Source organism: Pseudomonas sp. 65/3-MNA-CIBAN-0223, assembly GCF_040310425.1.
GTDB classification, from domain to species: domain Bacteria; phylum Pseudomonadota; class Gammaproteobacteria; order Pseudomonadales; family Pseudomonadaceae; genus Aquipseudomonas; species Aquipseudomonas gregormendelii.
Genome location: NZ_JBEOPV010000002.1, coordinates 338,498 through 362,792, shown reverse-complemented (window position 1 = coordinate 362,792; position 24,295 = coordinate 338,498). Strand labels below are relative to the sequence as shown.

Annotated in this window: 21 protein-coding genes; 7 read left to right on the top strand and 14 right to left on the bottom strand. The window is 61.4% G+C overall.

Going from position 1 to position 24,295, the window contains the following annotated elements; genetic code table 11:
* Window positions 1-169: 169 nt before the first annotated feature.
* Window positions 170-712 (bottom strand): oligoribonuclease, encoded by a 543-nt coding sequence (gene orn, locus AAEZ09_RS03205; RefSeq protein ID WP_045061845.1) that lies wholly within the window; start codon window positions 710-712, stop codon window positions 170-172.
* Window positions 713-819: 107 nt separating this feature from the next.
* Here orn and rsgA point away from each other — a divergent pair, with 107 nt between their 5' ends.
* Entirely contained in the window at window positions 820-1,851 is a 1,032-nt protein-coding gene (rsgA, locus tag AAEZ09_RS03200; protein ID WP_045061846.1) for a small ribosomal subunit biogenesis GTPase RsgA, read from the top strand.
* Between the two features lie 124 nt (window positions 1,852-1,975).
* Here the strand turns inward: rsgA and motB are convergent, their stop codons facing one another.
* Both motB and motA read right to left on the bottom strand, forming a co-directional pair.
* Complete coding sequence (gene motB / locus AAEZ09_RS03195; protein WP_350598105.1) at window positions 1,976-3,001, bottom strand: flagellar motor protein MotB; 1,026 nt, start codon at window positions 2,999-3,001, stop codon at window positions 1,976-1,978.
* A gap of 3 nt (window positions 3,002-3,004) precedes the next feature.
* Window positions 3,005-3,856 carry a flagellar motor stator protein MotA gene (gene motA, locus AAEZ09_RS03190; protein WP_045061849.1) on the bottom strand — a complete coding sequence of 284 codons (852 nt, stop codon included), beginning with the start codon at window positions 3,854-3,856 and terminating at the stop codon, window positions 3,005-3,007.
* Window positions 3,857-4,022: 166 nt separating this feature from the next.
* Between motA and AAEZ09_RS03185 the strand changes: the two genes are divergently transcribed.
* The 4 genes from AAEZ09_RS03185 (at window position 4,023) to AAEZ09_RS03170 (ending at window position 9,259) form a co-directional block, all read left to right on the top strand.
* Window positions 4,023-5,561 (top strand): HDOD domain-containing protein, encoded by a 1,539-nt coding sequence (locus tag AAEZ09_RS03185; protein WP_045061850.1) that lies wholly within the window; start codon window positions 4,023-4,025, stop codon window positions 5,559-5,561.
* 42 nt (window positions 5,562-5,603) lie between these two features.
* Window positions 5,604-6,419 carry a thiosulfate sulfurtransferase gene (gene rhdA / locus AAEZ09_RS03180; RefSeq protein WP_045061851.1) on the top strand — a complete coding sequence of 272 codons (816 nt, stop codon included), beginning with the start codon at window positions 5,604-5,606 and terminating at the stop codon, window positions 6,417-6,419.
* A gap of 18 nt (window positions 6,420-6,437) precedes the next feature.
* Window positions 6,438-7,298 (top strand): archaetidylserine decarboxylase, encoded by an 861-nt coding sequence (gene asd, locus AAEZ09_RS03175; RefSeq protein ID WP_045061852.1) that lies wholly within the window; start codon window positions 6,438-6,440, stop codon window positions 7,296-7,298.
* Window positions 7,299-7,480: 182 nt separating this feature from the next.
* Complete coding sequence (locus AAEZ09_RS03170; RefSeq protein WP_205892013.1) at window positions 7,481-9,259, top strand: cyclic-di-GMP receptor FimW-related protein; 1,779 nt, start codon at window positions 7,481-7,483, stop codon at window positions 9,257-9,259.
* Between the two features lie 170 nt (window positions 9,260-9,429).
* On the opposite strand, the gene serB is transcribed toward AAEZ09_RS03170, so the two are convergent.
* The gene (gene serB / locus AAEZ09_RS03165; RefSeq protein WP_045061854.1) at window positions 9,430-10,644 is read right to left on the bottom strand and encodes a phosphoserine phosphatase SerB; all 1,215 of its coding nucleotides are present in this window, start codon (window positions 10,642-10,644) and stop codon (window positions 9,430-9,432) included.
* Window positions 10,645-10,779: 135 nt separating this feature from the next.
* On the opposite strand from serB, the gene AAEZ09_RS03160 reads away from it, so the two are divergent.
* Window positions 10,780-12,294: an AhpA/YtjB family protein gene (locus AAEZ09_RS03160; RefSeq protein ID WP_350598101.1), complete on the top strand. Its 1,515-nt coding sequence runs from the start codon at window positions 10,780-10,782 to the stop codon at window positions 12,292-12,294.
* Window positions 12,295-12,617: 323 nt separating this feature from the next.
* Here the strand turns inward: AAEZ09_RS03160 and AAEZ09_RS03155 are convergent, their stop codons facing one another.
* The 9 genes from AAEZ09_RS03155 to AAEZ09_RS03115 form a co-directional block, all read right to left on the bottom strand.
* Entirely contained in the window at window positions 12,618-13,331 is a 714-nt protein-coding gene (locus AAEZ09_RS03155; RefSeq protein WP_045061856.1) for a PqiC family protein, read from the bottom strand.
* A 176-nt stretch (window positions 13,332-13,507) separates the two neighbouring features.
* Entirely contained in the window at window positions 13,508-15,775 is a 2,268-nt protein-coding gene (gene parC, locus AAEZ09_RS03150; protein ID WP_045061857.1) for a DNA topoisomerase IV subunit A, read from the bottom strand.
* A gap of 7 nt (window positions 15,776-15,782) precedes the next feature.
* Window positions 15,783-16,307, bottom strand: coding sequence for a retropepsin-like aspartic protease family protein (locus AAEZ09_RS03145; RefSeq protein ID WP_045061858.1), 525 nt, complete (start codon window positions 16,305-16,307; stop codon window positions 15,783-15,785).
* Window positions 16,304-17,290, bottom strand: coding sequence for an esterase-like activity of phytase family protein (locus AAEZ09_RS03140; protein WP_205892016.1), 987 nt, complete (start codon window positions 17,288-17,290; stop codon window positions 16,304-16,306). Before AAEZ09_RS03140 ends, AAEZ09_RS03145 begins: the two co-directional genes overlap by 4 nt.
* Window positions 17,290-19,194: a DNA topoisomerase IV subunit B gene (gene parE, locus AAEZ09_RS03135; RefSeq protein ID WP_045061860.1), complete on the bottom strand. Its 1,905-nt coding sequence runs from the start codon at window positions 19,192-19,194 to the stop codon at window positions 17,290-17,292. The genes AAEZ09_RS03140 and parE overlap by 1 nt, the downstream gene beginning before the upstream one ends.
* 48 nt (window positions 19,195-19,242) lie before the next feature.
* Window positions 19,243-19,851: a YqiA/YcfP family alpha/beta fold hydrolase gene (locus AAEZ09_RS03130; RefSeq protein WP_045061861.1), complete on the bottom strand. Its 609-nt coding sequence runs from the start codon at window positions 19,849-19,851 to the stop codon at window positions 19,243-19,245.
* Between the two features lie 175 nt (window positions 19,852-20,026).
* Window positions 20,027-20,842: a 3',5'-cyclic-AMP phosphodiesterase gene (gene cpdA, locus AAEZ09_RS03125; protein ID WP_350598098.1), complete on the bottom strand. Its 816-nt coding sequence runs from the start codon at window positions 20,840-20,842 to the stop codon at window positions 20,027-20,029.
* Window positions 20,843-20,941: 99 nt separating this feature from the next.
* Window positions 20,942-21,394: a DUF1249 domain-containing protein gene (locus AAEZ09_RS03120; protein WP_045061863.1), complete on the bottom strand. Its 453-nt coding sequence runs from the start codon at window positions 21,392-21,394 to the stop codon at window positions 20,942-20,944.
* Entirely contained in the window at window positions 21,385-22,002 is a 618-nt protein-coding gene (locus AAEZ09_RS03115; protein WP_045061864.1) for an NUDIX domain-containing protein, read from the bottom strand. The genes AAEZ09_RS03120 and AAEZ09_RS03115 overlap by 10 nt, the downstream gene beginning before the upstream one ends.
* A 205-nt stretch (window positions 22,003-22,207) precedes the next feature.
* Here AAEZ09_RS03115 and AAEZ09_RS03110 point away from each other — a divergent pair, with 205 nt between their 5' ends.
* Window positions 22,208-22,954 (top strand): RsiV family protein, encoded by a 747-nt coding sequence (locus tag AAEZ09_RS03110; RefSeq protein ID WP_045061866.1) that lies wholly within the window; start codon window positions 22,208-22,210, stop codon window positions 22,952-22,954.
* Here AAEZ09_RS03110 and cytX read toward each other — a convergent pair.
* Window positions 22,923-24,215, bottom strand: a complete 1,293-nt coding sequence (gene cytX / locus AAEZ09_RS03105) for a putative hydroxymethylpyrimidine transporter CytX (protein WP_045061867.1) — start codon at window positions 24,213-24,215, stop codon at window positions 22,923-22,925. The two genes, AAEZ09_RS03110 and cytX, sit on opposite strands and share 32 nt — an antisense overlap.
* Window positions 24,216-24,295 lie beyond the last annotated feature (80 nt).

Genomic DNA, 24,295 nt, shown 5'->3' with positions numbered 1-24,295 from the left:
GCGGTCCTTGCAGGAAGGCGCGCAGTCTACTCACTTCGCCGAGGCACCAAAAGAGGGCAAGTGCGGTGCAATCCCCCTTAGGAGCCGCCGCAGGCTGCGATTTTTTGACTTTTCAAGATCAACAGATCGCAGCCTTCGGCAGCTCTTACACAGGGGACGTAGTCCGCAATCAGAACTTGATGAAGTGCTTGCGATAATGCTGCAGCTCGGCGATGGATTCGCGGATGTCATCCAGGGCCAGATGGGTGCTGCCCTTCTGGAAGCTGTCACGCACCTCGGGCGCCCAGCGCGCGGCCAGTTCCTTGAGCGTCGACACGTCGAGGTTGCGGTAGTGGAAATAGCTTTCCAGGGATTTCATGTGCGTATAGAGGAAGCGACGGTCCTGACAGATGCTGTTCCCACAGATCGGCGACTTGCCCTTGGGCACCCACTTCTCCAGGAAGGCAATGGTCTCGGCTTCGGCTTCAGCCATACTGATGCGGCTGTCGCGAACCCGTTGAGTCAAGCCTGAGCCGCCATGCTGACGGGTATTCCACTCATCCATGCCGGCGAGAATTTCATCGCTGTGGTGGATAGCGATCACCGGACCTTCGGCCAAGGTGTTCAAATCACTGTCGGTGACGATGGTGGCCATCTCGATGATGACGTCGGTATCAGGGTTCAGACCGGTCATTTCCAGGTCGATCCAGATCAAATTCTGCGGGTTTTGCATGTGTCGGCTCCTAGGCAATGCTGCGCAGTTTAGCTTAGAGAGGTGGCTGGGCGTGCTAAACTCGCGGCCGTTTTAACTAATCGCTGCATTCTTGATACGGAACACCCATGGCCAAACGCCAACTCAATCGTCGTCAAAACTGGCGCATCGAAAAGATTCAGGGCGAGCGCGCTGCCCGCGCCGCCAAACGCGAGTCCTCGGCTGTCGAGGCACTCGAAGGTGGCGACCTGGGCCCGGAACAGACCGGCCTGGTGATCGCGCACTTCGGTGTACAGGTCGAAGTCGAGGCGCTCGATGGCGATTTGGCCGGCCAGGTATTCCGCTGCCACTTGCGGGCCAACTTGCCTGCGCTGGTAACCGGTGATCGGGTCGTCTGGCGTGCCGGCAACCAGGGCATCGGCGTAATCGTCGCGCAATTGCCGCGCAACACCGAGCTCTGTCGCCCGGACAGCCGTGGCCAGCTCAAGCCGGTGGCGGCCAACGTCGACATGATCGTGATTGTCTTCGCTCCGCTGCCCGAGCCTCACGCCAACCTGATCGACCGTTACCTGGTCGCCGCCGAGCATGCGGGTATTCGCCCGCTGCTGCTGCTCAACAAGTTCGACCTGATCGACGAGCAGAATGCCCCGGCGCTGAATGCCCTGCTGGCGGTCTACCGCACCCTGGGTTATCCGGTGCTGGAAGTCTCTGCGCACCACGGCAATGGCATGGAGCAGCTTCAGCAACAGCTCGATGGGCGCATCAGCGTGTTCGTCGGCCAGTCCGGCGTCGGTAAGTCCTCGCTGGTCAACAGCCTGCTGCCAGAAGTCGACACCCGTGTCGGCCCGCTGTCCGAGCTCTCCGGCCAGGGTACTCACACCACCACCACCGCGCGCCTGTTCCACTTCCCCGGCGGCGGTGAGCTGATCGACTCCCCGGGCATCCGTGAATTCGGCCTGGGCCACGTCAGCCGTGCCGATGTCGAGGCCGGCTTCATCGAGTTCAACGACCTGATCGGCACCTGCCGCTTCCGCGACTGCAAACACGACCGCGAACCGGGTTGTGCCCTGCTCAAGGCCCTGGAAGATGGTCGCGTGCAGCAGCAACGGATGAACAGCTACCGCTCGATCATCGCCAGTCTGCCGGAAAGCACCTACTAAACAGCTGCCCTGCCCCCTCGATACCTAGGGGGTGGGCTCGCTGCTGCCTGCCTGAAACCTGAAACCTGAAACCTGAAACCTGAAACCATTAGACGTCAGATGTTTCTGCAGGGCTTGCCCACGCCTATTGCGCCGGCCCGCCCGGTTTCGGCGCCGCATCCTCGAACAGATTCAACCGCTCGCGAATCTCATGCGCCGGTATCGGCTGCTGGTCGGCCGGCAAGGTATCTGGATCAACCGGAGTGGCCGGGACTTCCCCCGGCGCGCCCTGCCCCTGGGGCAGCGCCCCCGAAGGATCAGCACCTTGCGCCCCCTCAATGGCTTCCTGGGCCTTTTTGGTCAAGACCACTATGTCGATACGGCGATTGACCGGATTGACCGGGTTGACCCGATCAAACAAGGCCGAAGATGCATAACCGACCACCCGCGCCACCTGCGATTCAGGATAACTGCCCGCTACCAGTGCACGTCGTGCGGCGTTGGCGCGGTTGGCCGAGAGTTCCCAGTTACCAAACTCGCCGCTGCCGGTGTACGGCGTGGCATCGGTGTGGCCACTGATGCTGATCTTGTTCGGTACCGCCTTGATGGTATCGGCCATGGCCAGCAGGATGTCTTCGAAGTAAGGCTTGAGCCGGGCGCTGCCCGAGTCGAACATCGGCCGGTTTTCCGCGTCCATGATCTGGATACGCAAGCCGTTCGGGGTGATCTCGAACAGGATCTGGTCCTTGAATTTCTGCAGCTGCGGGTTCTCGTCGACCTTGTTCTGCAACTCTTGCAGCAACAGTTCCAGGCGCTCTTTCTCGACCTGTTCGGCCATGCCTTCGACCTGTTCGGTATCAATGGTCACCTTGTCCGGCTGCGGCTGGGACTTGACCTCAGGATTGAGCGTGTTCTCCGGCGCCAGGGTCGGCGAGCCGCCCAGATCGATGATGTAGGGCGTGCCACTTTCGGAGAACCCGATAGGGTCCTTGAAGTAGCCGGCGATGGCGATCTTCTGCTCAGGCGTTGCCGTGGACATCAGCCACAACACCAGGAAGAACGCCATCATCGCCGTCGCGAAGTCGGCGAAGGCGATTTTCCAGGCGCCGCCGTGATGCCCGCCGGCTATGCGCTTGACGCGCTTGATGATTATCGGCTGGTTGTTTTCCATGACTCAGCGTCCGCGAACCGCTTGTTCCAGCTCGGAGAAGCTTGGACGGTGCGCCGGGTAAAGGACCTTGCGCCCGAACTCCACCGCCAGCGACGGCGGCATGCCGGAGGCCGAGGCGACCAGCGAAGCCTTGATGGCTTCGTAGACGTTCAACTCTTCCTTGGCATCGTGGGCCAGGGAAGTGGCCAGCGGGCCGAAGAAACCGTAGGCCGCGAGGATACCGAAGAAGGTCCCCACCAGTGCCGCGCCGACGTGCATGCCGATCGCTTTCTGGTCGCCTTCACCCAGGGAAGCCATGGTCACCACGATACCCAGTACCGCAGCCACGATACCGAAACCCGGCATGGCGTCGGCGATGCCGTTGACTGCGTGGGATGGGTGCTCGAGGTCTTCCTTGAGGCTGTAGAGCTCCATGTCGAACAGGCCTTCAAGCTCATGGGGAGCCATGTTGCCGGAGGACATGATGCGCAGGTAATCACAGATGAAAGCGGTCATGCGCTCATCTTTGAGCACAGTCGGGTACTTGGCGAAGATCGGGCTCGCCGCCGCATCTTCGATGTCGCCTTCGATGGCCATCATGCCTTCACGGCGGCTCTTGTTGAGGATTTCGAAGATCAGGCCCAGCACTTCGAGGTAGAAGGCGTGACTGAAACGCGATCCGAACATGCTCAGGGATTTCTTGAGCACGTGCATCGTCATGTAGCCGGGATTGGCCTGCAGGAAGGCGCCGAGCGCCGCACCGCCGATGATCATTACCTCGAAAGGCTGGATCAGGGCGGCAATTTTTCCGTGGGATAGCACGTATCCGCCGAGCACGCTCGCGAATACGACAATGATGCCGATTATTTTAGCCATAGGTAGGAGAGCACTTACTGAGTCGGGTTCAAGGTCATATTCGGAAGTTAAACAATCTCTTCTTCTACTTATCGGCAAAACTGCGCCAGACTATAGCCCGTTCAGGCGAAAAGCCACTTTGGCTCATTCAGCGCGCAGGTAATGCAGACGATGATCACGTCCATCCATGGCTAATGAAACGAACGTTCCAACCCCAAAACCAACGACGCTCGAAGGCTGGATCAAGCTTCTCGACAGCGTCCGGCTGCCCGTACCGCAGGCCAGCCATGACCGGGTATGCCAGGCGATTCGCAACAGCCGCAGCTCACTGCGTGACATCGCCGAACTGATCCAGGGCAGCCCGGCCCTGGCGCTGAGCGTGATTCGTGAAGCCAATCGGCAGGTGCGCAGCGGCCTTGGCGAACCGGCGGAAAACCTGGAAGTGGCGATCAATCGTCTCGGCCTCAAACGCACTGAAGAACTGCTCGCCCGCCTGCCGACGCTGCCCCAGATGCAAATCCCCGCGACCTTGCGCCAGTTGCAGCTGATCAGCCAGCACGCGACCCAGCAGGCCAACGGCTTTTTCGCCAGCCGCCTGGCCCGGCTCTGGCAGGACATCCATTGGGGTAGCCTGCTGTTTCTGTCACCACTATGGCCGATGGCGCTGATCTACCCGCAGTTGCTCGAAGAGTGGGAACGGCGCGTGATTCACAGAGGTGAATCCGCACGCAAGGTCGAACAACAGTTGTTCGGCTTGCGTTTGCTGGACATTTGCCAGGCCCTGGTCGATCTGTGGCGCCTGCCGATCTGGGTGCAGCAGGGTTACCGCCTGTTGCTCAAGGAACAGCGCGAACTGGTCAAGGTGCTGCGCATTGCCCGCGACAGCGACCACCCGTTGCGCCAGCAGAATCGCCTGGATGACGACCCGACCCTGCGTCGCTGGCTCAATCAACCTGCCAACACCGTACTACTGGCCAATGGCCTGGCGCTGTCGGCACAACAAGCCTGGGACAGCCCCCACAGCAGACGCTGGCAGCACCTGACCAGCCTGTACCTGCAAGTTTCGATGGACGAGGTACAGCAGCAATTGCACCAGCAGGCTGCCAACAGCGCCCGCTACCATGCCATGCCGGACCTCTGGCACCCGGCGGTCTCACTGATCTGGCCCTGGGACACCCCGCGCCAGCAGGCAGGCTCGCAGCCGACCCCGCCACCGACTGCGCAAGACCTGGCCAAGTGGCGCAAGGTGTGTGCCGAGTTGCTGGTGGAACCGAGCCGCTTTGCCAATGCGATGCACCTGACCACGTCCGCCAGGGATGCCCTGGTTGCCTGCGGCATGCGCCGGGTGCTGATCCTGATGGCTGATCGCACTCACGCCAATTTACGCGTGCATCAGAGCGCCGGACTGCCCAAGGACGCCGCCAGCCTGAATTTGCTGGTCAGCCAGAGCACCGTGCTGCAACGCCTGCTCGCCCAGCAGGCCCAGGTGCGCCTAACCCCGGAAAATAACGCACAATTTTCCGCATTGCTCCCGGCCAGCCTGCGCACGCTGTTTGGCGGCGAGCATTTGCTGCTGCGTTCACTGGTCAATAATGGCCGGGTGATCATGCTGGTGGTGGCGGACCAGGGTGGTGGACCGTTCTCGGATATCACCGTACAAGCCTTCGGCAAAACCGCGCAGTGCATCGAGAAGGCGCTGCACAGCTTTAGCCACCGTGGCCAATGAGGCTGCGTTACAATCCCCCTTTTTGTGCTCTGGAGACCTCACATGTCTGACTTCTCTGGCTTGGCGCTGGTCATCGAACCCGGCGACCTGCTCGCCCGTCTCGACGCGTGCAATCTGATCCTGGTGGACCTCACCAGCAGTGCCCGCTACGCCCAAGGGCATATTCCTGGCGCGCGCTTTGTCGACCCCAAGCGCACGCAACTCGGCCAGCTACCCGCTCCGGGCCTGATCCCGCCACACGCTGCACTTGAAGCGCTGTTCGGCGAACTGGGCCACCACAAGGATGCGGTGTACGTGGTGTATGACGACGAAGGCGGCGGCTGGGCCGGACGCTTCATCTGGCTGCTCGACGTCATCGGCCACAAGCACTACCACTATCTGGATGGCGGCCTGCTTTCCTGGCTGGCGGATGGCCTGCCGGTCTCGACCGAGGTCCCGGCTTCGGCGGGAGGCCCGGTAAGCCTGACCTTGCACGACGAACCCACGGCCACCCGAGAGTACCTGCAAAGCCGGATTGGCGCCGCCGACCTGGCCATTTGGGACGCGCGCGCCCCGCAGGAGTATTCCGGCGAGAAGGTCCTGGCTGCCAAGGCCGGACACATTCCCGGAGCGATCAATTTTGAATGGACCGCCGGCATGGATCAGGCGCGCAACCTGCGCATCCGTACAGACATGCCGCAAATCCTGGAACAACTGGGGATAACCCCGGACAAAGAAGTTATTACTCACTGCCAGACACACCATCGCTCTGGCTTCACTTATCTGGTGGCCAAGGCGCTCGGTTATCCGCGGGTCAAGGGTTACGCCGGCTCCTGGGGCGAATGGGGCAACCATCCCGACACCCCCGTAGAGATCTAAGGTTTTTAAGGACAGTTAATGAACAAGCGTCTGTTTATCCTCAGCCAATACCTGCTGCCTCATCACTTGCTCTCGCGACTGGCCGGCTGCATTGCCGAATGCCGTGTGCGCTGGTTCAAGAATGCCTTCACCGCCTGGTTCGCCAAGCGCTACCAGGTGGACATGTCCCAGGCGCTGGTCGAAGACCTGACTGCCTATGAACATTTCAATGCGTTCTTCACCCGCGCCTTGAAAGAGGGCGCGCGCCCTCTGGACGAAACGCCGGGGGCGATCCTGAGCCCGGCCGATGGCGCAGTCAGCCAGCTTGGCCCGATCGAGCATGGTCGCGTTTTCCAGGCCAAGGGCCACAGTTTCAGCGTGCTGGAATTGCTCGGTGGCGATGCGGCCAACGCTGCACCGTTCATGGGCGGCGACTTCGCCACCATCTACCTGTCGCCGAAAGACTATCACCGCGTGCATATGCCCCTGGCCGGCACCTTGCGTGAGATGGTCTATATCCCGGGCCGCATTTTCTCCGTCAACCAGACGACTGCTGAAAACGTGCCGGAGCTGTTCGCTCGCAACGAGCGCGTCGCATGCATTTTCGACACCGAGCGCGGGCCGATGGCCGTTGTGCTGGTCGGGGCAATGATTGTTGCCTCGATCGAAACCGTCTGGGCAGGCCTGGTCACTCCGCCCAAGCGTGAACTGAAAACCTTCCGCTACGACGAAGCCGCCCGTGCGCCGATCCACCTGGAAAAAGGGGCGGAATTGGGGCGCTTCAAGCTGGGTTCGACCGCCGTGGTGCTGTTCGGCCCGGACCAGGTGAAATGGGCTGAAGGCCTCGGTGCGCTGTCGCCAGTGCAGATGGGTCAAGCGCTGGGCTTGCCGAAGGCCTGATAACCGGCCTGTCCCGGTAGGAACTGCCGCAGGCTGCGATCTTTTGATGTTAGAAACAAAGTCAAAAGATCGCAGCCTTCGGCAGCTCCTACCAGGGGCGGCGTTGTTTTTGTTACCCGGGATCAAAAGATCACCGCCTGCGGCAGCGCCTATACGGCCTGATTCCTGCTATCGTTTTGGCCATGAATGAGACCACCCCACTCCAGCTGTTACGTGCACCGCTTCCTCAACAGACTCGCCTGTCGTTCTGTGAGCCAACCCCGCGCGATCTCAAGCGCTGGATCGCCAACCTGCCCAAGGCTAACATTGGCGAAACTGCCCGCTTGCTCTATCAGGGCCTGGGCGAACTCAACCAGTTGCTCACTCCCAGTGACAATCGCCTGCAATTGCTCGAGTTGTTGCGACCAGAGGTGTACTACGTCTGCAAACACCTGGAGCGGCACTTCCTGCATCAGGCGATTGTGCTGGACGAGCGCTCGCGCAAGATCGCCAACCTATGCCAGGCATTGCAAAGTCACCTGGCGATTGGCTACAAGCAGATCGTCCTGCGCGTGTCACCGCGCTTCAGCAAGGATCGCGCCCCGCTCTTGACTCAAGCGCTGCAACGGGCGATCCATTGCCTCAACGGGCCGTTGATGCGCGCGACGCAGCTGTATTGCCCGGCGCCGGAAGGCGTCTGGGTGGAGCTGCATCAACTCTACCGAATCGCCTGCTCGCACCAGCTCCAGCGCCAGAATGTGCGCGACGAATTGGCCAGCCAGACGCAAAACCTCAGCATTGAGCAGACCTATATCACGGCGCTGCTGATGGGTGCTGCACGCTGCAATCAACTGCGGCAGAACCAGATTGCCCGTCTCGCCGAAGTGCTGGAGTCATGGAGCTCGCTGATACGCCTGAATCCGGGCCAATCGGTCGAAGGGCTGTTCGCCGTCGCACCAATGCTCGATACCGCTCCGCGCTACCGCTCCAAATTCAGGAGCGAACAGCAGGACGATTTGCTGGCCATTGACACCACCCCGCTGGTGGCGGCCATCGACGCTCATCTACACAAGACCGACTCGGCCCAACCTCTGCTGGTGCCGACGGGTTTGAGCCTGGATACCTTGCAACACCTGAGTGCCGCCTGGGGGCAGACCGCCGAGCGCAGTTTTCAACGCACGGCAAGCCAGGGCCAACTGACCCTGTGCGTCGGCATGAGCGCCCTGCATTTCTATCTGGGTGGCCAGCGCTCGTTCAGTGAGCTGCTGAAAAACCACGGCGGCCGACAGGCGAAATTTTCTGCGCTGTCGTCGGCGACCAAGGGCCAGGACCAATGGAGCCACGCCTTCGACGTGGCGCCGGAGGGCAACACCCACGACCTGCTGCCCTACGAAGAAATCGAATACCCCCAGCTGCAAAACGATGATGGCAATGACACGGCCGACAGCAATCGGCATTTTCCGACTTATGTGTTGCCAGTGGTCAACCACAGCCCGGGAGGCTATTGCCTGGCGTGGCCCGGCGAAGTACCGGCCGAGCTTCAGGCGGGTGAGATGGTCGGCATCGAGGATGTCGCGGGCCAGGGCTGGAGTATCGCGGTGGTGCGCTGGATTCGCCAGGTTCGTGGCGGCGGCACACAAATGGGCATCGAACAGGTTGCACCCTACGCAGAGCCCTGTGGCCTGCAGCTGGTGCGCACCCATGATGATCACAGCCACTACCTGCGCGGCCTGTTATTGCCCGCGATCAGCGCGGTAGACCTGCCCGCCACACTATTGGCCCCGCGCCTGCCCTTTCAGGAAGGGCAAAAGGTGATGATCAACACCAACGGCGAGGAACATCGGGCAGGGCTGGATCGACGGGTGGCGAGTACCAACAGTTTTAATCAGTTCGCTTACCGGTCGTTGGAGGGTGCCAAAAACGACAACGCCGCGGGTGGCGGCGTCGAGGAAGACTTTGATTCTTTGTGGAAGTCGCTTTGAGGTCAGGCATGAAAAATGTAGTGCGGCCATCGCGGGCAAGCCTTGCACCCACAGGTCAGTGATTTTGTAAGATTTTGGTGTGGTCATCGCGGGCAACCTTTGCTCCCAGGTCGGTGATTCTGTGGGAGCAAGGCTTGCCCGCGATGAGGCCTGATCAGGCGGCTAAAGTCTCAGAGCTGCCCATCACGATCCCGAAAGCCCAGCAGATACAGCACACCATCCAGCCCAAGGGTCGAAATCGCCTGCTTCGCCGACTGCTTGACCAGAGGTTTGGCACGGAACGCCACGCCCAACCCGGCGATCGCCAGCATCGGCAAATCGTTGGCGCCGTCGCCCACGGCAATCGTCTGCTCCAGACGCAGGCCTTCCTTGTGCGCCAGCTCCCGCAACAGGTCCGCCTTGCGCTGCGCATCGACAATTGGCTCGACCGCCACGCCAGTCACCTTGCCGTCGACCACTTCCAGTTCATTGGCAAATACGTAGTCGATGCCCAGTTTTGCTTGCAATTGCTTGGCGAAGTAAGTGAAGCCGCCTGACAGGATCGCTGTCTTGTAGCCCAGGCGCTTGAGTTCGGCGAACAGGGTTTCGGCGCCTTCGGTCAGGCGCAGCGAGGCGCCGATCGAATCCAGCACGCTGACGTCCAGCCCCTGCAGCAAGGCAAGGCGCTCCTTGAAACTCGCGCGGAAATCCAGCTCGCCGGCCATCGCCCGCTCGGTGATCGCAGAAACCTGCTCGCCCACACCCGCGGCCTTGGCCAGTTCATCAATGACTTCGGCTTCAATCAGCGTGGAGTCCATGTCGAACACCGCCAGGCGGCGGTTGCGGCGGAACAGCGAATCTTCCTGGAAAGCGATATCGACGTTGAGGTCCTGCGCCACGCTGAGGAACTCGGCCCGCAGCGCCTGCGGGTCGGCCGCTTCGCCACGCACAGAAAACTCGATACAGCCCTTGCCCTTGTCGGCCGGCGTATCCAGCGGCATGCGTCCCGACAAGCGATCGATATGATCGATATTCAGCCCATACTTGGCCGTGATCGAGCTGACGGCCTGCAATTGCTCGGCAGTCACCTTGCGGGTCAACAGGGTAACGATGTGGCGTTTTTTCCCCTGGTTGCCGACCCACTGCTGGTAATCCTCTTCGGAAACCGGCGTGAAACGGACCTGTTGATCGAGCTTGTAGGCCGTGAACAGAATGTCCTTGAGGACGGACTTGCCTTGCTCGGTGTCGGGAATCTCAACCAGGATGCCGAACGACAGGGTGTCGTGGATCACCGCCTGGCCGATGTCGAGAATGTTCACACCACCCTGGGCCAGAACGCCGGTAATGGCCGCAGTCAGACCCGGACGGTCGACTCCCGTGATGTTTATCAGGACGATTTCGCGCAAGGCGCACCCCCGCAAGTGGAAAAAAACCGCATTCTACCCACATTCAGTGACCATCGGGCACCGTGAGCGCTTTGCCGGTCTGGGGCCTGTCGCTATACTGCGCGTCAACTTCACGGACAAAAGAGCCGAGCTCAAGTGAACCGGCCCACGCCAGTAAAAACCGATAACTTCTTTCTGCTGATCTTCCGGGCACTGCGCCATCGCCGTGTACCGATTGCATTACGCATTGCCAGCCATAACGTGATCCTGGTCGCCCTGGCCCTGGTCATCTACGCCTGCGTGATGGGATTGCAGTTCAAGCAGGCCATGCACGAGCAAGCGGATGCGCTGGGTGAAAGCCTGACCACGCAAACCGCCACCTCCGCCACTGAGTTGCTGGTGTCCAATGACATCCTCAGCCTGAATGTGCTGCTCAACAACCTGACCAAGAACAAGCTGGTGGCTCACGCTGCCATCTATAGCGTGGATAACCGCATCCTCGCCGAAGCCGGGCAGCGCCCCAAGCACAGCCTGCTGGGCGAAGCCGAGGGCATGTACCAGAGCAAGATCACTTTCCAGGACGTGACGGCCGGGCAACTGCGCATCAGCCTGGACATGGATCAGTTCCAGCAGCCGATGACCATCAGCCTGCAGAGCATGGGGATTCTCAGTGCCATTCTGCTAGCCTTATCCCTCGCGCTGAGCCTGCGCCTGGGTCGGCACATCTCCACGCCGCTGCTGCAACTGCGCGTGTGGCTGCGCAACATCGACGAATACACCCCGGCCACCGAGCGTCAGGACGAGATCGGCGACCTGGCGCGTCAGCTGCACGCCAACTTCGCCCCGGAGCCCGTTGAACCCGAGCCGGACCCGGAGCCTGAGTACGAAGAGACAGAAGACGAGCCTTCTTTCGAGGTGCGCAACCTGCGTGACCCGAGTTTCGACGAAACCAGGCCGGTGGCCGGCTTGAAGCCCGCGCCTCGGCAGATTGTCAGCACTGTCGAAGATGACGACGACGAAGACCCGTTCGCCGACCTGCGTGACGAGGCAGTGGCCAGCGCGCCCAAGCCCGTGGTTAAAGCGCCCGTTTCCAACGTGCCTCAACACAGCGCGGTGCTGGCCGTGCAACTCGGTGCCCAGGATCAACTGCGCCGCCTGCCCCGTACTCGCCTCGAGGAGTTGCTCAAGCGTTATCGCGACTGCCTCGACCAGGCCGCCTCGCTCTACCAGAGCGAGCTGCACACCCTGAACGACGGCAGCACCCTGATGCTGTTCCACACTGAAGACAGCGGCGAAGACTACCTGACCAATGCGATCTGCTGTGGCGAGTTGCTGCGCGCACTGGGTCATCAGTTGCAGATCGAAGTGGCCGACTCGGGCATTACCCTGCAACTGCAGCTGGGCCTGACCTTGGGTGACGAGCTGTTCGGTCTGAGCCAGATTGACCTGCTGCTGACCGAATCGGCTCAGGACGCCCTGGCCTTGTCTCAACACAGCCGCAACCTGCTGCTGGTGGAACGCAAGGTCGGCGACGACGTGCTGATCCGCCAGCGCGCGCGGATCCGCCCGATCGCCAGCCCTGAAGGCGCATGCTGCGTGGAGCGTTTGATGGAGCCGTATCCATCAATGCTGGAGCGGCAACTGGCGCGGATGCATGAGCGCCGGGCTTAAGCCCTGATGTGAAAAAGCCCGCAGACAAGCGATTGTCTGCGGGCTTTTTTGTTGCCCCTGCTGGCGCCATCGCGGGCAAGCCCGCTCCCACAGGGGTTCTGGGTCCACACATTTTCTGTGGACACTGCGGGTCACCGCAGGAGCAGGCTTGCCCGCGAACTGCCCCCAACAGGGTTCTGGGTCTACACATTTCCTGAGGACACCACAGGTCACTGTGGGAGCGGGCTTGCCCGCGAAGAGGCCCCCACAGGCAACATCGATCTCCCAAGACAGACAAAACAAAGCCCGCACAAGGCGGGCTTTGTTCTGGCTTCATTCAGGCCTTAGAACCTGAACACTTCCATATCGGTGCGAATTGGCGAAGCCATCGGGATCTTCGGCTGTTTGTCCTTTTCCGCTGCGGGCGCGGCAGGCTTGGCGGCCGGTTTCTTCGGCCCTTCGGCAACTGGGGGCTGGTTGGCCAGGGGCTTGAGCGCCACCGACAGCTGCTCGGCCAGCCGTTGCAGCAATACGCCCTGGGCCTGGACCTGCGCCGCCGTGCCGCCTGCGTGCTGCTCCTGCAGATGAATGATGCGGTTGTCCCGCACCTGGCCGCGACGGTCGATCAAGCGCCATTGCGCATCGAGGATAGCTGGCTGCGACTCACCCGAATCCAGGCGTGTAATGGTCAACAACACCTGCACATCCGGCGTGAAGCCAAGCGTCGCCGGCGCCAACACCACGCGCTGGCTGTCCAGGTGACCAGACACCTGGCGTAGCAGCAATTGATCGATGTCCGAAGACAGGCTGCCAGCCCAACGACCGTCGGTCGAGGCCTGGAGGCTGCCGTCCGGTTGCCGCTGCAAGAGGGTCTCACGTTGCAGGTAGTCGGCAATTGTCACGGGGCCCAGCAAAACGGCCATGCCGGCACTTTGTGCCGGCTGCACCGGATTACCGCTGTCCAGCTGATACAGCGACACCGGTTGGTGAACGCTGCAACCCGCCAGGCCAAGAACGCCAGCGAGCATCAAGATAAAAGGAAGGCGCAGAGCAGTCATCGTCCCATCCAGGTGGTTGCCACACGGCTAACCACAGTGAAAATACTCAATAAATATGAAGATCGCTCGGCCACGCCGGCGCTTGAAAGGCCGTATCATCCGTGAATATGCGTCCCGACTCCAGCGCGAAAGCGTCGATCTACGCGTTAAATCGTAGATCGAGCGCTCTAGCACGCCTAATTGAGGTTTTCGACGAACAGCGCATCCACTCTCTGAAAGCCTCGTGGCAGTTTGTTACCACGGCGTCCACGCTCACCTTTGTAGTGTTCGAGGTCGTCTGCCTTGAGCGAAAGCGTGCGTTTGCCGGCCTGCAGCACCAGTGTGGCGCCATCGGGCAGTACGGCGATGTCCGTGACATATTCTTCGCGACTGGCTACTCGCTCACCGGGAATGCCGATGATCTTGTTGCCTTTGCCCTTACCTAATTGTGGCAGATCACTGATCTTGAAGATCAGCAGGCGACCTTCGGTGGTCACCGACGCCAGCCAGTTATGCTCACGATCAGCTACCGGCCGCGGCAGGATCACCTTGGCGTTGTTCGGCAGGCTCAACAGCGCCTTGCCCGCCTTGTTCTTGGCCTGCAGGTCCTCGCCCTTGACCACGAATCCATAACCGGCGTCGGATGCGATCACGTACAGCGCATCGTCCTCGGGCATCATCACGCATTCAAAGGTGGCGCCTGGCGGCGGCGTCAGGCGACCGGTCAGGGGTTCGCCCTGGCCACGGGCCGATGGCAGGGTATGCGCCGCGACCGAGTAGCTGCGACCGGTAGAGTCGATAAATACCGCGAACTGGTTGGAGCGCCCGGCAGCCAGGGCCTTGTACCCATCACCAGCCTTGTAGGACAGACCGGTGGCGTCGATTTCGTGGCCCTTGGCGGAACGTACCCAGCCTTTTTCCGACAGCACTACCGTGACTTTCTCGTTCGGCAGCAGGTCGTGCTCGGTCAGGGCCTTGGCCTCGGCGCGCTCAACGATTGGCGAGCGACGGTCGTCGCCATAGGTTTCGGCGTCCTTGATCAGCTCGGTGCGCACCAGTTTCTTCAACTTGGCTTCGCTGCTCAGCAAGGCTTGCAGCTTCGCTTGCTCCTTGAGCAACTCGTCCTGCTCGCTGCGCAGCTTCATCTCTTCCAGCCGCGCCAGTTGACGCAGGCGGGTGTCGAGGATGTAGTCGGCCTGGATCTCACTCAGGGCAAAGCGCTCGATCAGCGCAGCCTTGGGGTGCTCCTCGGTGCGGATGATGTGGATCACTTCATCCAGGTTGAGGTAGGCAATCAACAAGCCGTCCAACAGATGCAGGCGACGCTCGACCTTGTCGAGGCGGAATTGCAGGCGGCGACGCACGGTCTGCACGCGGAATTCCAGCCATTCCACCAGCAGCGCGCGCAGGTTCTTCAGCTGCGGCTTGCCGTCCAGGCCGATTATGTTGATGTTGACCCGGTAGCTCGACTCCAGCTCGGTGCTCGCGAACAGGTGCTGCATCAAGCCATCGTGGTCGAAATTCTTGCGCGCGCCCGGGATGATCACGATCCGGCACGGGTTCTCGTGGTCCGATTCATCGCGCAGGTCAGCGATCTGCGGGGCCTTGGAAGGCTTGGCCTGCATCATCGCGGCGATCTGTTCCAGCACTTTGGCACCGGACACCTGGTGCGGTAATGCGGTAACGATGATGTCGCCGTCTTCGATGTGGTACACGGCGCGCATGCGCACCGAGCCGCGACCGGTCTCGTAGATTTTCAGCAGGTCGGCGCGGGGGGTGATGATCTCCGCCTCGGTCGGGTAGTCCGGACCCTGGATGTGCTCACAGAGTTGTTCGACCGTGGCCTTGGGTTCATCCAGCAAACGTACGCAGGCCGTGGCCACTTCACGCAGGTTGTGCGGCGGCACGTCGGTGGCCATGCCCACGGCGATGCCGGTGGTACCGTTGAGGAGGATATTCGGCAAACGTGCAGGTAATACCAGCGGTTCGTCGAGCGTTCCGTCGAAGTTTGGCCCCCAATCTGCCGTGCCCTGCCCCAACTCGCTGAGCAGTACTTCGGAATAACGCGACAGCCGCGCCTCGGTGTAACGCATGGCGGCGAACGACTTGGGATCGTCGGGCGCACCCCAGTTGCCCTGGCCGTCGACCAGCGTGTAGCGGTAGCTGAACGGCTGGGCCATCAGGACCATGGCTTCGTAGCAGGCCGAGTCACCGTGCGGGTGGAATTTACCGAGCACGTCACCGACGGTGCGCGCCGATTTCTTGTGCTTGGAATCGGCGTCCAGCCCCAACTCGCTCATCGCATAGATAATGCGCCGCTGCACCGGCTTCAGGCCGTCGCCGATATGTGGCAAGGCGCGGTCCATGATCACGTACATGGAGTAGTTGAGGTAGGCACTTTCGGTGAAGTCAGCCAGCGATCGGCGTTCTACGCCGTCTAAGCTGTCTGCAAGGATGTCGCTCATGCGGGCCTCATCGGTTCGTTGTCTGGCGCAGCAGCATGGTGCCACCGCGCTGAGTAAATTCAAGTTTGTTAAGGGCGCTCATACCAAGCAGCACCTGATTACCTTCGAGCCCGGGGGCGACCAGCGCGCGAACATCACGCAGCACGATGTCGCCGACCTGCAGCCGGTCGATTCGGGTTCGATAACCCTTGCTCAAACCGTTGGCGGTGCTCAGGGTCACCCCGAAGCCCTCTTCCAGTTTCAGCTGCTTGGCCATCTCTGCAGGGACCGACACATCTGTCGCCCCGGTGTCGAGCATGAAATCCACCGGCTGGCCGTTGATCTGGCCGCTGGCGACGAAGTGGCCCTGGCGATTGCTGGCCAGTTTTACCTCGATGAACCCCTCACCCTGTTCGGAGTCGACCACAACATTAGGGTTGTGCTGGCGCGCTTCCCATTCGCCGAAAAACCGCGTCGCCAGAAACAACGCGGCGCACCAGGCCAGCACCATCAGCACCCGGCCGGCACGCTTGCCCGGCGTCTGTTGACTCATAATTTGCCACTCCAGCCGCCTTCAGGCGCAGCAAAGCGCCAGATGAACGGGCGAACCTCACCATCGACGCGAGCCCCTGTGTTGTTGTCGACGCCTATCCAGGCGCCCGTGGCGTCCACTACCAGTGCTTCTTCCAGCCCGTAGTCCTGTGGATAACGCCGGCCATCCTGCAGCAACTCGGCGGCATAAGACCAGCAACGCTCGACCTTGGCCGTTGTTGCATCGCGCCGGCATATTTCGTAGGCATTGCGTTCGAGGGTGAACAGCTTGCCGTTGAACAATGACAGGTCGGCGAAGTCCAGCGACACCGGCCTTGCGTGGTGAAACTGCGGCGGCTGCGCTCGCTTGCCACCCTCGCTCAGCAGCACACAGTTGCCGTCACAGTCCCATTGCGTCGCCCCTCGCTTGATCAGCAGCAGGCCGCGGCGATCACGCTCGGCGGCCAGCCATAGCTGGTCGCCTTGCGGGTTGACCGCCAGGCCTTCGAACAGCGCATTGAAGCGCAGCAACATGCCCCCGGCCCGCGCCTCGCGGACCAGCCTGGGCGCAATGTTCAACCAGGACGCAGGCCCGGTCAGCGGCACCTGCAACACGGCCGCATGGGATTCACTGACGATGTAACGATTACCGGCGTTGTCGCAGGTGATGCCTTCGAAGTCCAGGTCGCCGCCGCGCACGAACGATGCCGCCCAACTGCGCGAGCTCAAGCTCCAGGGCAAACCGCTGGCCGGTGCCACGGGCACATCGATGTGCACGGCTTCGGCCTGCCAGGGATCCTGCCGGGTATCGAGACGGTAGATCTGGTCATCGTCGCGATCGGACACCGTCCACAGCTCGTCGCCGCACTGTGCCAGCCCTGACAGGTTGCCGCCGGGCATGCCGGCCACGGCATGCCCGGACACCAGGCGCAACTCCGGGACCGGGTCGGCCAACGCCGCCGTGCTCAGAAGTAACGCACATGCCAGGGCCAAGCCAACCCGCATCAGCCAAGAACCTCGGCCAGGTTGCCTTTGGACTCCAGCCAGGACTTGCGATCGCCAGCGCGTTTTTTCGCCAGCAGCATGTCCATCATTTCAGCGGTGGCTTCGTAATCTTCCAGCGTCAGCTGCACCAGGCGCCGGGTGTTCGGGTCCATGGTGGTTTCGCGCAGTTGCGGCGGGTTCATTTCACCCAGGCCTTTGAATCGGGTGACCTGTGGCTTGCCGCGCTTCTTCTCGGCCACCAGGCGATCGAGAATGCCATCACGCTCGGCCTCGTCCAGGGCGTAGAAGATCTCCTTGCCGAGGTCGATACGGTACAGCGGCGGCATCGCGACATAGACGTGACCGGCATCCACCAACGGGCGGAAATGCTGCACGAACAACGCGCACAGCAGGGTCGCGATGTGCAGCCCGTCGGAGTCGGCGTCGGCGAGGATGCAGATCTTGCCGTAACGCAGCTGGCTCATGTCCGCAGCACCGGGATCGACGCCAATCGCCACGGCGATGTTGTGCACTTCCTGGCTCGCCAGGACTTCACTGCCGTCGACTTCCCAGGTGTTGAGGATCTTCCCGCGCAGCGGCAGGATGGCCTGAAACTCCTTGTCCCGCGCCTGCTTGGCCGAACCGCCCGCGGAATCACCTTCCACGAGGAACAGCTCGGAACGCATCGGGTCCTGCCCGGCGCAGTCGGCGAGTTTGCCCGGCAATGCCGGGCCTTGGGTGATGCGCTTGCGCTCGACCTTCTTGCTGGCCTTCAGGCGACGCCCGGCGTTGTTGATCGCCAGCTCAGCCAGGAGCATGCCGGTTTCCGGATTGGCGTTGAGCCACAGGCTGAACGCATCCTTGACCACCCCGGAGACAAACGCCGCCGCCTCACGGGACGACAGGCGCTCCTTGGTCTGGCCGGAGAATTGCGGCTCCTGCATCTTCATCGACAGCACGAAGGCAATGCGTTCCCAGACGTCTTCCGGCGCCAGCTTCACACCGCGCGGCAGCAGGCTGCGGAATTCGCAGAATTCGCGCATGGCGTCGAGCAAGCCCTGACGCAAACCGTTGACGTGGGTGCCGCCCTGCGCCGTCGGGATCAGGTTGACGTAGCTTTCCTGCACGCTGTCGCCGCCTTCCGGCAACCACAGCAGCGCCCAATCGACCGCTTCCTTGTTACCGGCCAGGCTTCCGCAGAACGGCTCGTCCGGCAGGCGTTCGAACTCGGTGACCGCATCGACCAGGTAGGAACGCAGGCCGTCTTCGTAATGCCATTCGACTTTCTCGCCGGAGGCCTTGTCTTCAAAACTGACCAGCAAGCCGGGGCACAGCACGGCCTTGGCTTTGAGTACGTGCTTGAGGCGGCTGACGGAAAATTTCGGCGAATCAAAGTATTTCGGATCCGGGGCGAAGAAAACACTGGTGCCTGTGTTGCGCTTGCCGACGGTACCCACGACTTCCAGCTCGGTTTTCTTGTAGCCATCGGCGAAAGTCATCTGGTATTCGTTGCCGTCACGCTTGACGCGCACCCGGACTTCGGTCGACAGGGCGTTGACCACGGAGATACCCACGCCGTGCAGACCGCCGGAAAACTGGTAGTTCTTGTTGGAGAACTTGCCACCCGCATGGAGCTTGGTGAGGATCAGCTCGACGCCTGAAACGCCCTCTTCCGGATGGATGTCCACCGGCATGCCACGGCCGTCATCGCTGACTTCCAGGGAGTGATCGGCGTGCAGGATGACCTGCACCGAGGTCGCGTGACCGGCCAGGGCTTCGTCGACGCTATTGTCGATGACTTCCTGGGCGAGGTGGTTCGGCCGACTGGTGTCAGTGTACATGCCAGGGCGTTTGCGCACCGGGTCGAGGCCCGAGAGGACTTCGATGGCGTCTGCGTTATAAGAGCTAGCGCCGGGAGTGGCCATGGGGTCTCGTCGTCCTTTGAAAAAAGTGTTCTGTAGAAAAGGGACCGGTCACAGTGCTTTGAAATCAATCGCTTGATACAAATCTGCGCCAATGCCGGCAAAACTCAACATGGCCGGCAGGTGCGCGGCAAAGCCCTGAAAGCTGTGATCGCCGCCGGCCTGGATGCGCAAGGCACAGGCCCGGTAGTAGTGCTGGGCGTGGCGATAGTCCAGGGTTTCATCACCGGTCTGCAACCACACCTGATAACGCTGGGGGTCCTGCGGTGCCGGCACTTCCAGCTCGGCCAGGGCCGTTACATGGTCGTGGGTCAGTTCCCAGGCCTCATCGGTGTACAGGTTTTTCTGCGTCCCCAGGTGCCCGTCGAACATCCGGTGCGGGCTTACGGCCGGGTTGACCAGCAGGGCCTTCAGGCCATGGCGCTCGGCCAGGTGAGTCGCATAGTAGCCGCCGAGTGAGCTGCCGACCAGCAGTGGCCGCCCCAGCTCGGCAATCGCCTGTTCAAGCTGACCGATGGCTTCGCGCGGATGATGATGCAGGGCGGGTACCCGCAGCTGATCGCTCAAACCCAGGCGGCCCATCACCGTCATCAGCTGCGTGGCCTTTTTCGAGGAGGGCGCGCTGTTGAAACCGTGGATATAGAGGATCGAGCCGGACATTTGAGCTCCCTGTTCGTCGGGTAAAGAAGGCGGAGTTTACAGGGTGTCAGGGGAAGCGGGGATATCCGTGGATATTTGGAGCGTCTGTGCGAACGCCTTCGCGGGCAAGCCCGCTCCCACAGGATATGCGCTGCGGGCTTGCCCGCGAAGGCCATCACGCGGTCCTCAGGAATGACTAATAACCGTCAGCGTCGTAATCGACCTTGAATTCGAACCCCGTAACCCGCTCAACGCCCGTCTCAATCCGCCCATCCGGCAGCAACCGCAACCATCGATACCCCGGCGCTTGATCCCCCACCTTGAAATCATCGCTCCCCGGTTCAAACTGGATGCAGGTCGAAGGCGAAGCGATCAACCGAACACCGTTGCGCTCACGGTCAATTTCCTGATGCACATGCCCCCAGAGCACCGCCCGCACTTGGGGAAAGCGATCCAGCACGGCAAACAGCGCCTCTGGATTGCGCAAGCCGATCGGCTCCATCCAGGCACACCCGATAGATACCGGATGATGATGGAAACACACCAGGTGATGGCGCTCCGGCGCTTCGCTCAGCGAACACGCAAGCAATTGCAGCTGTTCATCCTGCAAATAACCGGGCACCGAGCCCGGCACCGCCGAATCCAGCAGCGTCACTCGCCAGTTGCCGATATCCACCACCGGCTCCAGCAAAGCGCTTTGCACCGCCGCCTCGGCCATGATCTGCGGCTCATCGTGGTTACCGGGAATCCAGCGCGCCGGGGCATCGAGCTGGCGGGTCAGGTCGCGAAACAGCTGGTAAGACTCCAGTGTTCCGTCCTGGGACAGATCTCCACTGGCAATCACCAGGTCAATCAGGGGCTGCTGCAGGCGCACCAGCTCGAGGACTTTCACGAGGCTGTCCCGGGTATTCATGCCCAGCAACGTGCCATCCGCGGCAGCGAACAAGTGGCTGTCAGACAGCTGCACCAGCAACGCCGAATCGGCGGTGGTCAATGTGGATACGCTCGGCAAGGCGTTCTCCCAGGGCGAAAGCACGGGTATTGATGAGTGCCGCAATTATGCTGGGGGACAAGCGAAAGAGGAAAGTGGTGAACGCAACGCAGTTCACAACTAACGAACGACTTCGTATTCATGCCCCAACGCCAGGCAATGGCTCAACCACTCTCCCAGGAACATGTTCAGCTGGGCTTTTTCATCCGGTTGATGCATCGAGGCATTCGGATAAGGATAGATGCCGCGAAAGCGTCGTGCATGTTCGGCACTGACGACTTCAGCCATGCAGGCGTCGTGATACACCTGGACTTCCAATTGCGGCACCGGCAGCCAAGGCAGGCTGTGCTCCTGGCGCACTTGCAGGGTAGTGGTGTACGGGCAGACCTGCAGCACCTCGAGCGCCAGTACGCCGAGCATCTGGTCGCCATGAGTCACGGCAATGCGTCGCGCCGCCGGCTCGCTGCGCATGTCCGGCAACAGTCGCATAAGGCGCGCATAGTTGGCCTCACAGGAAGCTTGCAGCCCCGCAAGGTCGACTCGATAGCGATCGCGCAACTTGTTTACGACCATAACCCCCTCACTTCAGCGCGGTTTAAAGCTAGCCATTGCAAGGCAATGATGCTGGCCGCGTTGGCAATTCGTCCGTCGCGCACGGCTTGCAGGGCATCTTCGAACGCCCAGACCGTAACGCGGATATCTTCTGCTTCTTCTTCCAGCCCATGCAGACCACCGGCCCCGGTGGTCTCGCAACGTCCCAGGTACAAATGCACAAACTCATTGCTGCCGCCCGGCGATGGAAAATACTTGGTCATCGGCCAGAGCGCCCCAAACACAAGCCCAGCTTCCTCCTGCGCTTCGCGGTGAGCAACTTCTTCCGGCACTTCATCCTTGTCGATCAGACCGGCGACCAGTTCAATTAGCCACGGGTTGTCGGTCTTGCCCATGGCGCCGACGCGAAACTGCTCGATCAGTACCACTTCGTCACGCTGCGGGTCGTACGGCAGGACGCAGACGGCATCATGGCGAACGAACAGTTCTCGATTGATTTCGCGACTCATGCCGCCGGCGAACAATTCGTGGCGCAGGTGCACACGATCAAGCTTGTAAAAGCCCTCGTAGCACTTTTCGCGCCGAACGATCTCAACGGCGGTCGGAATGGCGTTGGCAAAATCAGTCATGACAATCCTCGTAGTTGCTCCGAGGCTCCAGCCTCGACTTCGCGCCATCCTAACGCGCCCGCGACCTTTGATGCAGCCCCTTTCCAGACAGCGGGATAGACGGTGAGGGCGAAACCAACTCTAATTAGCTTAGTGGCGAACTGATTACCGCGCTGGCAGTCGAAGCGGGTAACTTTCGCCTTTCCCTGTTTCATGAAGGACGCCCATGTCGCTTTTCAAAATCGCCTCCGTGGCCGCAATCGCGTTGACCCTGGCCGCTTGCCAGAGTCTGTTCCAGCCCAACTACCGGACGCCGCTGGAAACCACCCGTGACGCCTCCGAACAGCTGAAGCCGGGCTGCACGACGCCTGATTGCCCGCTGGTCAATATCGACACCCTGCACTTCCCTGCCGAGCCTGCGCTCGACGGCATCATCGAAAAGCGCTTGCTGCAAATGACCCGCACCTCGCCCGACGCCCCGGTGGCGCCGACGCTGGCGGCCTATCGCGATGAGTTTTTGCGCACCGCCGGCCCGCGCTACAGCAGCTACTTGCAGGCCAAGGTACGGGAGCAGCATGACGGCTTGGTGATCATCGAGTTTTCCAGTTACCTGGACACTGGCGGCGCCCATGGCACGCCGGGCCGCAGCTTCATCAACTATTCCCGCCAGCAACACAAGGTGCTGACGTTGTCTGACATGTTGCTGCCAGGCCAGGAAGACGCATTCTGGAAAGCCGCGCAGGTGGCCCACAACAGCTGGCTGATCAGCACCAAGCTCGATCAGGAGGCGGAGTTCGTGAAGAGCTGGCCCTTCCAGAAGACCCAGAACGTGGCGCTGACCTATGGCGGGGTGATCCTCAAGTACGAAACCAGCACCATCGCCCCCTACGCGCTGGGCCATGTCGAACTGAAGATCCCCTACCCACGCCTGAACGGCATTCTCAGACCCGAGCTGTTTCCTGGCCGTAACTGAAGGCTCGGCCCAGCACCAACTGCAGCAACCCTGCCAGAATCAGTGACGGCAGGGTTGCGCCGATGTCCGGGTACAGATTGGCCAGCAAATGATAAGTGCTCACCCCGCCCAACCAGGCGAGCAACGCCGGCCAGCGCAATGCGGCTGATGCGACTCGGGCACTGCGCTTGCGCAGGATGAAGTGATCCACCAGCACCACGCCGAACAGCGGCGCAAACACCGAGCCGATCAACAGCAGGAAGTTCTGGTACTGCGCCAAAGGCGCCAGCAAGGCGATCAGCGTGCAGACCAGGCCGATGGCCAACGCCAGGTACTCGACTTTGAAGCGCACCAGCACCGCGCTGGACACTGCCGCCGAGTGAATGTCGGCAAAGGCGTTCTCTGACTCGTCCAGCAGGATCAGCAGCAGCGGAATCCCCAGGCCAGCGCCAGCCAACGCCAACAGCAAGGCATTCACTTCACCGCTCGGGGCGAACGCCAGGGTGTAGGCCACGCCAAGGCTCATCAGCCAGAAGTTACCGATAAAAAAGCCCAGCGCGGTTCCGCCGAAGACGTTTTTCGCACGCTTGCCGAATCGCGAGTAGTCGGCAATCAGCGGCAGCCAGGACAATGGCATCGCAATGGCGATGTCGAAGCCCACGGCGAACGGCATCGAACCGTCGCCCGCCTGCGCCCACAGTGCGGCTAGGTCGGCTTTGGCGAACAGGTTCCAGGTCAGCCAGATGCACGCGGCCAGCAATAGCCAGATACCCCACTTGCGCAGGATCTGGCGCACGAACGTCAGTGGGCCGCTGACCGCCAGCAAAGTGGCCAGGCCACCGAAGAACAGGGTCCATAGCAGTGGGCTCGACAGCAGACTGCCTTCGCTGAAGGCGCGTGCGCCCAGCAGACTGGCGGCGTCGCGCATGACGATGATTTCGAACGAACCCCAACCGATCAGTTGCAGCAGGTTCAGCACCGCCGGCAGGCTTGCGCCCTTGATGCCGAGGCTCAGCTTGAGTGCGGCCATCGACGACAGGCCGGTGTCGCTGCCGATCACGCCGACGGCCGCCAGCAGCAGGACGCCGACCAAGGTGCCGAGGAAGATTGCCAGCAGTGAACCGGACAGGCCGAGGCCAGGCGCGAGCAAAGCGCCGGTCTGCAGCACCATCAGGCCGATGCCGAGGGAGAACCATAGGGAAAACAGATCGCGACCACCGAAGACACGCTTTTCAGCGGGCACCGCAATGTCGGGGGAGTAAGTGCTGGGTTGAATGCTCACGGGTGTTATCTCAGAGGGACATTTGTTGTTGTATTGATCGCTATCGCCAGCAGGCTGGCTCCCACAGGGGACTTGTGAAC